At 36.1% G+C, this 13349-nt stretch carries 9 protein-coding genes; 4 read left to right on the top strand and 5 right to left on the bottom strand.

Features of this window, described 5'->3' with window-relative positions:
• Positions 1-108: 108 nt before the first annotated feature.
• On the bottom strand, positions 109-1179 hold the full coding sequence (gene hrcA, locus ACFIMK_RS05710) for a heat-inducible transcriptional repressor HrcA (RefSeq protein ID WP_273790224.1): 1071 nt from the start codon (positions 1177-1179) through the stop codon (positions 109-111).
• 512 nt (positions 1180-1691) lie between these two features.
• Here hrcA and rdgB point away from each other — a divergent pair.
• Entirely contained in the window at positions 1692-2339 is a 648-nt protein-coding gene (gene rdgB, locus ACFIMK_RS05705) for an RdgB/HAM1 family non-canonical purine NTP pyrophosphatase (RefSeq protein ID WP_375675462.1), read from the top strand.
• Positions 2336-3535 (top strand): radical SAM family heme chaperone HemW, encoded by a 1200-nt coding sequence (gene hemW / locus ACFIMK_RS05700; RefSeq protein ID WP_375675464.1) that lies wholly within the window; start codon positions 2336-2338, stop codon positions 3533-3535. Before rdgB ends, hemW begins: the two co-directional genes overlap by 4 nt.
• 1605 nt (positions 3536-5140) lie before the next feature.
• On the opposite strand, the gene dapE is transcribed toward hemW, so the two are convergent.
• The 3 genes from dapE to ACFIMK_RS05685 form a co-directional block, all read right to left on the bottom strand.
• On the bottom strand, positions 5141-6313 hold the full coding sequence (gene dapE, locus ACFIMK_RS05695; protein WP_375611380.1) for a succinyl-diaminopimelate desuccinylase: 1173 nt from the start codon (positions 6311-6313) through the stop codon (positions 5141-5143).
• Between the two features lie 221 nt (positions 6314-6534).
• Positions 6535-7281, bottom strand: a complete 747-nt coding sequence (locus tag ACFIMK_RS05690) for a M48 family metallopeptidase (RefSeq protein ID WP_375611379.1) — start codon at positions 7279-7281, stop codon at positions 6535-6537.
• Between the two features lie 31 nt (positions 7282-7312).
• Positions 7313-8092, bottom strand: coding sequence for an alpha/beta hydrolase (locus ACFIMK_RS05685; RefSeq protein ID WP_375612802.1), 780 nt, complete (start codon positions 8090-8092; stop codon positions 7313-7315).
• Positions 8093-8288: 196 nt separating this feature from the next.
• Between ACFIMK_RS05685 and infC the strand changes: the two genes are divergently transcribed.
• Together infC and ACFIMK_RS05675 are read left to right on the top strand one after the other, a co-directional pair.
• Entirely contained in the window at positions 8289-8807 is a 519-nt protein-coding gene (gene infC / locus ACFIMK_RS05680) for a translation initiation factor IF-3 (RefSeq protein WP_026500140.1), read from the top strand.
• 594 nt (positions 8808-9401) lie between these two features.
• Complete coding sequence (locus tag ACFIMK_RS05675) at positions 9402-11168, top strand: ABC transporter ATP-binding protein (protein ID WP_375611377.1); 1767 nt, start codon at positions 9402-9404, stop codon at positions 11166-11168.
• Between the two features lie 1568 nt (positions 11169-12736).
• Here ACFIMK_RS05675 and ACFIMK_RS05670 read toward each other — a convergent pair.
• Positions 12737-12859, bottom strand: coding sequence for a hypothetical protein (locus tag ACFIMK_RS05670; RefSeq protein WP_375611376.1), 123 nt, complete (start codon positions 12857-12859; stop codon positions 12737-12739).
• Between the last annotated feature and the right edge of the window lie 490 nt (positions 12860-13349).

The raw sequence follows: 13349 nt of genomic DNA, 5'->3' as shown, positions 1-13349 counted from the left end.
CATAAGATTCGTTATTCTCGATATCGAAATTCTACAGACAAAAATCAAGGGGTAGCAATGTATATAATACAATGAGCTTTTATAGTACAAATACTTACTTGCATCGTTTTAACGCAATAACTGTGACACAAGTTGAGCTGTATAATCAACCATGGGCACGATCCTTGCATAATTAAGCCGTGTAGGACCAATAACACCTAAAGCACCAATGACTCTTTGTTGTGAATCACGATAAGGTGCTACAACTAAAGAAGAACCAGAAAGAGAAAATAACTTATTTTCTGAACCAATAAAAATTCTAACCCCAGAACCTTCATCCGTTAAATCGAGAAGCTGTGCCATACTCTCGCGCGTTTCAAGATCATCAAACAAATGGCGTAACCGTTCTAAATCTTCTTCTGCTTTCACATCTTCAAGTAAATTGCTACGCCCGCGAACAATGAGGTGTATTTTATGATCAGCATCTTCTCCTCCCCAAAGAGCTAATCCCGTTTCAACAAGATGATGTGATAAATCATCAAGTGCGGCCCTTGTTTCTGCACATAAGCGGGCAATTTCCCCTTTAGCTTCACTCAATGTACGCCCTTGAATATGGGCATTGAGAAAATTCGTTGCTTCCGTCAATTGTGCATGGGTAACCCCTTCTGGTAAATGAACAATACGATTTTCAACTTCACCTTGTTGAGTCACCAAAACGGCAAGAGCGTGCTCCCTATCAAGGCGCACAAATTCAATATGTTTCAATGTTCCTTCTTGTTTTGTTGCTAAAACAAGCCCTGCCCCACGTGAAAGATCTGAAAGAACTCGGCTTGCTTGAACAAGAAAATGTTCAACCGATTGTGCATGACCAGCCTCTTTGACTTGCATTTCAATATTTTCTCGCTCTTCGTTTGGCAAATCACCCGCTTCCATAAATGCATCAACAAAAAAGCGTAAACCTGATTGTGTCGGCATTCGACCCGCAGAAACATGTGGTGCATAAATCAAACCGAGATGTTCAAGATCACTCATCACATTGCGAATCGTCGCAGGCGATAATGTCTGTTGTAAAAGCCGCGAAAGATTCCGTGATCCTACAGGTTCACCATCATTAAGATAAGCTTCAACAATATGGCGAAAAATATCACGCGAACGTTCATCAAGATATTTTAGTTCATTATCAATAGTTTTGTGCTTCATCACAATTGTTTCACTACTTTTAAAATCCTCATCTCTTATATAAGTTTTGCCAAGGTTTGGTCAAATAGTCTAAAGTAGTATAAAAACATATTATCCTATTGAGCTGTAAAATGCTACCTTTCAGAGTGATGCTTGATAAATTACGCAGGAAATATTTTTGTTAGAGTGTGTGAGAAATATTTAAGATTAAGAATTGATCTGTAAAGTGGTCTGCTGTAGGGACTTGTCAAGAGAATCTAGATTGATTAAAAACCGCTGTAAATAGAAAATTTCACCCTTTAGAGCAAGCAGAAAATTGGAAGTTTACCATAAAATGCTATCATAAAAAAGACATGTCTTTCCTATCTTTGCAAGGTTATCTTCGTGCAAGATAAAAAATTTTATTGGAATAAAATATCATAAAACGTGTAAAATAATCATATTATGTGAAATTAAGCAGAATGTGTGTGTATGAGCATTTAAACCGTTTTTAGCACAAAAATAATTCCCCTTTCATTTTTGGAGAAATCTATATGAGAAGCATAGCAGATAAAAAACTTGTCATTGCTACACATAACACCGGAAAATTGCATGAAATCACTACTTTAATTACGCCTTTCGGTTTAATAATACAATCGGCAAAAAAACTGGGCTTGCCAGAACCAAAAGAAACGGGAAAAACATTTGAAGAAAATGCTTATATTAAAGCTTTTTCAGCAGCAAAAAAAACAGGACTTCCTGCCCTCTCTGATGATTCAGGCTTAGAGATAGATGCATTGGAGGGTGCGCCAGGCGTTTATACCGCTGATTGGGCAATTCAAGCCGATGGTACACGTAATTTTCCAAAAGCTATGAAAAAAATAGAAAATGAACTCCAAAAAGTCGGAGCACGAGAAAAAAGTCAACGGAAATGCCGTTTTATATCCGTCATTTGCATTGCATGGCCTGATGCTCATGCAGATTACTTCCGTGGATGCGTTGAAGGAACGTTCATTTGGCCTCCACGGGGAGATAAAGGCTTTGGTTTTGATCCTATTTTTTTACCCGATGGATATGAAAATACCTTTGGAGAAATGTCAACAGAGCAAAAACACAACTGGAAACGTAATGATCTTCCCCCTCTTTCACATCGCGCACGTGCTTTCAAACTTTTGGCAGAAAACCTTTTAGCATTCTCATGAATGAACCTTTTGGCATTTACATTCATTGGCCCTTTTGTGTAGCTAAATGTCCTTATTGTGACTTTAATTCGCATGTTCGCATCCATGGTGTTGATCAACCACGTTTTGTCACCGCCTTTAAGCGCGAAATAGAAACGCAATACCACAAAATAGGCCCACGCCATATTACAAGTATTTTTATTGGTGGAGGAACCCCTTCCCTTATGGAGCCGCAAACTGTCGATGCCCTATTGCAAGCACTTGCAAAAAAATGGGTAGTCGATGATAAAGTTGAAATTACATTAGAAGCTAATCCATCCAGTGTGGAAGCAGAGCGCTTTCGTGGATACCGTGCGGCAGGTGTTAATCGCTTATCTCTAGGGATACAAGCGCTCAATGATAAAGTATTGCGCAAACTTGGCCGACTCCATAATGTGGAACAAGCTCTTTGCGCTATTACTTTAGCACGGCAAATTTTTCCACGTTTATCTTTTGATCTCATTTATGCCCGCCCCGAACAAACCCTTGAACAATGGAAATCTGAACTTGTACAAGCAATTGATTTAGCAGCGGACCATCTTTCTCTTTATCAATTGACGATCGAAGAAGGAACCGCCTTTAAACGGCTTCATGATGCAGGAAGACTTATCCTTCCCCCATCAGAGCTAGCAGCAGATCTGTATCATCTTACTCAAGAAATAACGGCACTACATGGACTTCCTGCCTATGAAATCTCAAACCATGCAATGCCCGGTGCCGAATCAGCACACAATCTTCTTTATTGGCGTTATCACCAATATGCAGGCTTTGGTCCAGGAGCACATGGACGTTTCATTGAGCATACACCGAATCATTCCTCTTTCTGTTCAAAAACATTGTCATCACACCTTGAAAACCGCGAACGTTATGTCACAATAAATGAAAAGCATCCCGAACAGTGGCTTAATTTGGTAGAAACAACAGGACATGGCTGTATTGAAACGGAACATTTAACCACTGAACAACAGGCAAATGAAATGCTCCTTATGGGATTACGCCTTTGCGAAGGCTTAGAACTTATACGCTATGAAACCTTAAGCCCTAAACGCATTCCAATGGAAAAACTGATCGATTTACAACACCAAGAATTGATAGAAATGGTGGATAACCAACGCTTAAAAGCAACAACCAAAGGACGTATTGTTCTTGATCACATCATCAGCCAACTCGCAAACTAAAGTTTTTATAACAACATACTTATTTTAATCATAATTATCATTTTTCACAGCAAAGGTGAGATTAGAATATCGTGAGATTCTCTCATTTCAAAACTATTTATAGCAAGCTAGTTACCGCCATTTGCTTACACCTTAAAAAGGGAGAAGCATGTGGATAAAAACTATAAAAAAGGAGTAAAAAGGCCTCTTATGAACACTCTTAAGTGCTAAAAGCTATTGCAATATTTTGAGCTAGAAAGTGTATGGTGCTCTAACTTTATTTTTCATAAACATAAAGATGGGGAGGCATTATAGATTTTATATTACAATATTCATAAGCACCGTAGTAGCACAAATGTGACAAACATTGAGAAAATTTCTTTAAAACAAGTATGTGAATGCATAATACGATAATGTATTGTTCTTTATGAAATCGTGGCACCATTTAAAGAACCAGAGAAATAAGCATGAAGCCATGCATCAGTCTCTGATTATTTAAAAAGATATTACTCTAGTTACTTTTGAAAACCGTAAAGCCGAATAAAAAAGAAAGTAAAAAAAGCACGCTGATTTTCACCTTTATACCTTTTATATTTTCCCTCAATGAGGTTATGTTTGTATGTCTGTTTCAGAGATTATAAAAAATAGATATACACAATGCTTTTATCCTATTCTGGCATGTAAAAGCTGTTATCGCAAAAAATACTGAACCAATATTTATTTGAGATACGCGGCCGTATGATCGGTATTAATTTATAGGTAACAGCAACATCATGAGCTTTACTAAACAAATAATGCACTCAAATGACAAATATACTAAATATGAATCGGTATTGCTTTGTTAGCGAGTGAAACGATGTTAATCTCATATGATCTTACTTGTATGCGTATATGCTTATAAGTGTCTATACGCGTCCTTTAAAGTTATTTAATTAAAAAATTGAGAATAATACTAGGACAATCCTTGGCTAAAGAAGTCAACGTGATGCTACAAAAGAATTTCTGTGTACCTTTATCATAACCAATATTAAAGCTGATTAAATAACCTCACCTTCTATCTCGTAATGATATTGCAACGGAAGTTCTTGGGGACAAAAAAAGCAGAGCAAAATATATGAAATAAAATAAACTTAAAGCGCTTTTCCTATAGTCTTTATTCTAAGAGAGTCTAATTGGAACAAGAAGTGCCTTTTGTGAGAGCTCAGAAACCATATTAAAACATGAGCTGTGAATGAGCGCATTTATGTTGTACGAACTTTTTACAATAGCAGCATGTTTTTGTGTGTCTTCATGGCTTCAACCTGTCACTACACAATGATGATATAATATTCATTGTTTTCCATATATGATTGCACCGCCTTTCTACACCTTAAAGAACGAATATTTTCAATCCAATATGGTCTAAACAGTTCTGCTTCTTCAAGCAGGTCTCTTTTGGCTTTTCAATTATGTAATTCACTTAACTTAAAGACTCTACAGGCAAGAATCCCAACTTAAGAATATTCATTACTTACTCTAAGACTACTTAATATATTAAGTTTTACGAGTCTCGTATCACCACACCATAAATGGCAATATCTTATGGCACAACAAGATAAAGGTATTTTTGAACCAGCAACCTTTTCTTTATGCAAAAAATTCAATAATAAAACGCTCATAAATAGTAGTAAGTGTTTCCATTGCATCAAGGGCTACACACTCATCTACCATATGCATCGTTTGCCCTGGTAAGCCAAATTCAACCACTGGGCAATAATCCTTAATAAATCGCGCATCTGAAGTACCACCAGAAGTGGAACATTCTGGTATATTCCCTGTTACACTTTTAATAGCATTGGATAAAGTTTGAATGAGTTTATCATTTTTGGTCAAAAAAACATCTCCTAAACTTGGAATCCATTCAAGCTGATAAGAGGGATATTGATCACCATTGTTTTTTGATTGCACCAAAGCAAGACGCTTTTCAATTTCCTTCATCAGTGTTTCTTTTGTCCAAAGATCATTGTAGCGTATATTAAAATGAACTGTTGTCTGCGCTGGGATAACATTGACCGCTAAATTACCGGTATCGATGCTTGTTAGCTCTAAATTACTGGGTTGAAAATTTTCTGTCCCTTTATCTAAGACGATTTGTGTCAATGCTTGAATAAGCTTACTTGCCAAAGGCAAGGGATTGGCAGCCCTCTCTGGAAAAGCAACATGACCTTGACGACCCTTCACGGTAATGACACCAGAAATCGATCCGCGGCGACCAATTTTGATAATATCACCAACAGTCTTTACGCTTGTTGGTTCTCCCACAAGAGCCGCAGTCCATTTTTCGCCTTTTTTTTCTGCCCATTTGAGAAGTTTTACCGTACCATTAACAGCAGGCCCCTCTTCGTCACCAGTAATTAAAAGGCTTACCCTTCCTTTAATGGGTCGTTTCTCAAGAACTCGCGCTAGAGCCGCAATAAAACAAGCGATACCACCCTTCATATCAACAGCACCCCGCCCATATAATTTCCCCTGATCTATAACAGCTTCAAAAGGTGGGTAAGTCCAATCTTCCAATGCACCTGGCGGTACGACATCCGTATGACCCGCAAACATAAGATGGGGTCCTTCACTCCCCATTTTTGCATAAAGATTTTCAACATTATCTGTATTTTTATCCGTAAAAACAGGGCGATCGACGTGAAATCCCATTTTTTTCAAAAATTGTTCCAAAGTTGATAAAGCCCCTGCTTCATGAGGTGTAACAGAAGGACAACGAATAAGTGCCTGTAATAGCTGAAGTGGATCTGTAAGAACAGACATAAAAAACCTTCCCATTTTTTATAAGTCATCGGAACTTAGGGTTATTACGCTGAATTACAAAAAAGATAAAGCAAAACATTGAAGACACTCAGCAAACCAAGCAGGGGAGAACAATCGTGCTGAGAGCTTCAATGGCTTCCTCATTATACATGAGCAAGCACACACTCAACAAAACACTCAACAAAAAGTTCCGTTAAATATTGCCTTCATTTGAAAGTTTTTTACGCCTCTAAATTATATGAATCAAAATTAATTGCATGCAGTCTAGGAGCATTTTCTTTCAACCAAGCACGATATGTTTTACTATCAGGACATAGCTCTTCACAAAGAGCCCAAAATCTTGGCCCATGATTCATTTCAACAAGATGAGCAACTTCATGGGCAACAACATACTCAACAACTTCTTTTGGTGCCATAATAAGGCGCCAAGAAAAAGAAAGACGCTTATCGATTGAACAAGAGCCCCAACGACTTCTCGTATCTTTATAACAAATGGATTTGACTTTACGCTCTACCTGATGAGCATAATGTGCCACCAAAGGCGTTATAATAAGCGCCGCTTGTTTTTTCAAAACGTCAGCAATGCGTCTTGGGAGATATTCTAATTGACCATAAACAATAATTTCAGGCCCTTGCTCCGCATCTGCTGTAATGATTTCTGTTACCCCACGTCCCTCTCTATGCTTTATGGTATGAGAAACACCCAATAAGGGAATTGTCGCCCCCTCTTTGAGATAAGCATTTTTATGAGAGATTTGTACATGAGCAAGACGTGCCTCAATCCAAGATCGATGCTTTTCAATAAAATTTTCAACCGCATAGAGATTTATTGCTGGTGGTGTTGTTACACAAATCTCCTGACTTCTGGCATCAATACGTAAGGTAAGACGGCGCGCATACTTATTTTCCCGCACCCGTACAGGTACAGAGCGCTCAGAAAAAATAAAATGCTGTTTAGAAATGCTCATATATTTTTATCTTCATCAATAAATGTACCCCTTACTTTGCATTAATCTGATTAATAAAAGATCTCAATACTGTTTCAAGGCAATCTAAATCTTGTGGACGAGAAAAGCGATGATCCGCATCACGAACAAGTGTCAATGTTACATCATGGAGAGGTAAATGATCAAGTAAAGTCAATGTATGCTGATAGGGGATATCTTCATCTTCCATCCCTTGTAGAATATGGACTGGACATCCAACATCAATGCATCCTTTCATAACACAATTTTCGCGCCCATCTTCAATCAATGTTTTTGTAAAGGGCATTGGCTCTGTATCATCAACTGCAGGTCGTTCAATATAGCCTTTCTCCTCCAAAATCTTCCATTCTTCTGGGCCTAATTTTGGTTCCACCAATGTTTGTGTAAAATCAGGTGCTGGAGCAATCAATATCATGCCAGCAAGCTTCTTATTTTTCTGTGCTAGCATCATTGCAAGCCTTAGCGCAATCCACCCCCCCATAGAGGAACCAATCAAAATTTGTGGACCCTCACAATAGGTTTCAAAAGTCGCTAAACTTTCCTTAACCCAACGCGAAATTGTTCCTTGAAAAAAATCACCTTCAGATTCTCCATGTCCAGAATAATCAAAACGTAAACAAGACAAATCATTCTTCTGAGCAAACTGATCAACTAACGTTGCCTTACTTCCTAACATATCGGATTGATAGCCAGGAAGCCAAACCAAACCTGGAGATTGGCGCCCCTTGCGATAGCGTACTGCAAGTGCGGTGTTCTCAAATGAAAAAAACTGACAAGGAATATTTTGATCCATGATTTTTTATCCTCTATAAAACAATTTCTTTAAATTAAGAGAAAAACTTTTATAATCTAAATCATTCCAAAAAGTAATAAATCAAATAATGAAAATAACACGAATTATAGTTGTTTTTAGGTACATAATTGTATATTAAATTAACTGTAGTTGAATCAAAATTTAAGGAGCATAAACCATTCGTAAACCGTTTAAAATGACACCTACCCAAAAAGACGGACCACGTTCAAATCAGGATATTCGGGTACCTCATGTTCAGCTTATCAATGATGAGGGACAACATCAGGGAGTTGTTGCGATACAAGAAGCTCTTGCTATGGCTGCAGATGCGGGACTTGATTTGGTTGAAATTGTACCAAATGCGGAGCCACCTGTATGTAAAATCATCGATTTGGGAAAATTAAAATATCAAACCCAAAAAAAAGCTGCTGAAACACGTAAGAAGCAAAAAGTCATCGAAATCAAAGAGATTAAGATGCGCCCAAATGTTGATGTCCATGATTATGGAGTTAAACTCAAGGCTGTTCATCGCTTTATTGATCATGGTGATAAAGTAAAGATTACTTTGCGTTTTCGTGGTCGTGAGATGGCTCACCAAGATCTTGGATTAAAGCTTCTTCAGCGTGTAAAAGAAGATACAAGTGAAATTGCCAAAATCGAATTGGAGCCAAAGCTTGAAGGCCGGCAAATGATGATGGTGATAGCACCTAAATAGTTTTGCATTGGAATAATATTCGCATGCAACGCATCAAAATGATGTGTATAGTATTATTTAGAAGCACCACATAGAATTTTTGTGGTGCTTTTAAGGTTTTATAAATGTGTATAAATCCTTTTAAGAGTTTAATAATGCTTTATCAATTTATAAGAAGAATTCGTTATTTTGCATATTAATGAGAAAGCTCAAACATTGTAAGGTCTTCTTATTTCAATCTCTCTTATCATGCAATGCGGCAAAATTGTTTGCTTACACATCACAAATGGAGATGATACATAAAATTATTAAAAAAGCAGAAATGTTTTTTGTGAACCATTTCAAGTGCCAAAGACTATCACAATATGGAAATTGGTAAATACAATAGAGAAACTCGCCGGTACCTTTTATTGAAAACTAAAAATAATGATGAACAACGAATTTTCGTTATACCTTTCACAGAAACTTTGCACTACATTCTTCACTCTCACCGTCGTGAAATTGATGTGATGAACCTTGAAAGAAAAAGCTATTTTTGTAAAAAAGATTAAGGGGCTTTTTAATTAAGAGTGTTTCAATCTTGCATAAAATAATGAGAGAATATAGAAGCTCTTCATGGCTAAAAAACAAATTTCCTCTTTTGACAAACATCTTATTATCCGCCTTTTGCGAGAAAATTTTCGTAAACATATGCGTTGGTACAGTGCGGCTATCTTCTCAATGATCATCATTTCTTGTACCACAGCAACCAGTGCATGGATTATGCGGGATGTTGTTAATCAGATTATTGATGCACAAAATTTTCCTATGATTGTTTTGATTTCTAGCTTCATTGCTTTTATCTTTATTCTCAAAGGAGTTGCAACTTTTTTCCAAACTTACTTTCTAAACAAAGCAGGCAATAGTATCATTGCTGAACAACAGCGTAAAATTTTTGCACGACTTATGGAACAAGGAGTCTCTTTTTATCATAATAACACTTCATCTGATCTTCTTGTTCGTGTAACTCATAACGCGACAGCCGTACGTAATATAATTGATACTATTATCACAACTTTTGTACGTGATTTGCTTTCCGTTAGTGGTCTGTTGCTTGTCATGTTCATTCAAAACTTTGTGTTAATCTCCATTACTTTAATCGTAGGACCACTAGCTTTTTTAGGCGTTCGAATGGCTTTAAAACGCGTTCGCAGCTTGATGGAAAAAGAACTCCTTTCACTTGGTGAAATTATCAAAATCGTACAGGAAACGGCTGTTGGTATTCGAATCATCAAGGCCTTTTCACTAGAAGAAATCATGAAAAAACGGATGGACAAAGCCATTTGTGATGTTGAAAAACAAACAAACAGTATTGCAACACTCGAAGCTATTACCAATCCAATTATGGAAACACTCACGGGTGTTGCCATTGCAGGTATTATTTGTTTTTCCGGTTATCTTGCAACCCAACGCGCAGGTGTTCAAGGTGAATTTATGTCTTTTATTGTTGCTTTACTTTTAGCTTATGAACCCGCAAAAAGACTAGCAAATGTACGTGTTAAAATTGAATCTGGCTTGGTCAATATCCGTACGATGTTTGAAATACTCGATTGTCCCCTTACAGTTGTAGAACATAAAGAAGCTAAAGATCTGAATAAAACGCAAGGAACTATTCGTTTCGAACATGTTTCTTTTGCATACACTAATAACAAAATGATATTGAAAGACATCAACCTAGAAATAGAAGCCGGAAAAATGACAGCATTGGTGGGACCATCCGGTTCGGGAAAATCAACCCTTATCAACCTTATTATGCGCCTCTATGACCCCACAAAAGGACGCATATTGATTAATGATCAAGACATTCGCTACACAACATTTCGCTCTCTGAGAAACCTGATGGCCTATGTAGGACAGGATACTTTTCTCTTTCAAGGAACTGTTAAATATAATATCGGGCTTGGAAAAGAAGGGGCTAGTGATGACGAAATTATCGAAGCAGCAAAAGCAGCAAATGCTCATGACTTTATTATGAGTTTGCCAAATGGTTATGATACACAGATAGGTGATAATGGCTGTAATCTTTCAGGGGGGCAAAAACAACGACTCGCTATCGCTAGAGCAATGATTCACGATAGTGAAATTCTGATTCTTGATGAAGCAACAAGTGCGCTCGATTCACACACCGAAGCACAAATTAATGAAGCCATTCACCACCTTACTAAAGGACGCACAACGATCATTATTGCTCATCGCCTTTCAACGATTGCTCGTGCTCACAAAATTGTGGTCATACAAAATGGACAACTGATTGAACAAGGTACTCAAAAAGAATTGCTAGCAAAAGAACATGGGTTTTATAAAAAACTTCATAATATCCAGTTCAAAAAACATACCCCCTAATTTCTAGATCCTTAAATAAGATTTGAAATAAAAAATGGATAGAAGGTAATGCTCCATTTATAAAAAAAGACTTGTTATCAAGAAAAAGCATTACTTTAATCAAAGTTGGCAAAGAATTTATGGTTTATTGAAAATAAACTTCTTGGATTTAGATGAAAACTTTACTCGCTATTTTGTTGAATGCAATTGACTTTAACCATGAAATTTCAAAAACCCCTTCCCTTCCTCAAATAAGTATTGAAACATTCATAAGTGTTGTGAATCCTGAAAGAGAAAGCATAAAAGTTTGAAAAAATTATCGCGGATGATGATGAATCTGGATTAATACAACCTTTATCCGTGTTTATCCCTGCACTGATAATTTTTTTCTCCACACAAATTTTAAAGGACAAAGACTCTACCCAATCTGATCTGTAAACAATCTAGATTTTTATTGAGCTCATTCCCCTTGATAACAACTTATGTGATTCACTTATACAAGGCTTACCCTAAATATTCACCACGTGCTTTCAGAATACTGTGTCAAAAAGGCTTACATACCTTATATCACCACACCTCAAATGTCGGTCTTTTATGGTACAACAGAATAAGCTAACAATTATAAATTGTGTTGCAAATTATAGATACACTCCGTTTAAAAGAAAAACATTGAAAAAATAAGAGAGGTTTTATTATAAAACTTTTTTACTGTTGTAGCTTGCTTTAAAGCAAGCTTTGCTATTTTTTCTACATTTAGAAACTAAAATGATATTCCTCCAATACCTTAACTGCTTGAAGAGTTTATAAATGCACAACGTTAGTGCCTATATAAGGCTATAATTTCAATATGCAAAAAAACAGATGAAAAGCAAAATGACATTCCTCTTTCTTTTAACCGCTAAAATAGAAAAATACGACATATAATTCTGATAAATATTTTTACAAAAATATCTTTTAATATACATTTTAATATTTTGATTTATAATCATAATTTGTTATTTTATATCTTAAACAAAAGATAAGATGTAATTTGCTTATTGCAAATTTTCTTTATATTTATGATGAATCAATCAAAAGCGCTTGTTGTACGTCATAAGAGATATTGGTATATGCATAAAAACTCTTAAGATAAGCAATAAAAATACCTCTACACTTTCAAGTGAAAAGATTGTCAGCAACATGAGAAGCTGGAAAATAGAATGATAATGCCGGCTTATAGCTTTAGTAAATACTTATACCTTTATTAATAACGGTAGTGTAGATTTTATACCATTCATAAGAGATACTTTATACCATTTCACAAGCAATCTTATGAAATAGACTCAAGCGCACACTGAGAAATGTTCCTTTAAAACAAGTACATAAACTTGCAACACAATAATGTTATATTTTGGAGTATTCTGTTTGGGGAGCTATTCGTTATAAGAAAAGTGATCTTATTCCAGACACAATAAACAAAATCTAAAATAATAGGTAATTTTTATTATTAAAAAATATTGCTTTAAATGCGTTTGACAATAAAATCGATATCTTATGAATTCTCCGCTTAACGCTTTTGTTTATCACGTTCTTTAATGGAATCATGTCCTTCACGTAAAAACAGAATGCCATTGTGTTGCAAATTCACGTACTTGTTTTAAAGAGACCTCTCTCAAAGTCTTCCCTAAGCCCATTCGCAATAACATTCGTGAATTGTATAACGATAAATCCATTAACCCCCTCTATCTTTACGCTTATGGAGTAACAAGCCGGCACCACTCACACTATTCTGCCAGTCCCTAATGTTGCGACAGCTCTTAGCTCTCGAGATGATTCATAAGAGGCATTTTTAGTTATTTCTTAATAGTTTTATCCACACAGGATTCTCCGCTTGTAGCATACAAGCCGAATGATTTTGATTGATTCAATACGAAAGAGATTCGTACGATATTCAAAGTTCTAATTCAAGTTGAATAACAATAAATTATCTTTATAAATCAATATATTGCACACACTCCATTCTTTAGGCAACAGCACGATATGGGCTTGAAAACAAGGTAAGGTATTTCTCTAAAATAAATATATAGCAGCAAAATAACATACTATCTTTCGTGAAGATTTTGTCCCTTTAGAGAATAGCATAACAAAAATCAAATATTTCAGATATATCTCTTCACGCCTCAACAAAAAGCTTCTTCTTTTATAGGATTTCTAGTCTATGCC

Source organism: Bartonella sp. AP280QHHD (assembly GCF_042196125.1).
GTDB lineage: Bacteria > Pseudomonadota > Alphaproteobacteria > Rhizobiales > Rhizobiaceae > Bartonella.
Note: the sequence above shows the minus strand (reverse complement) of the source record. Positions and strands in the feature narration are given on the sequence as shown.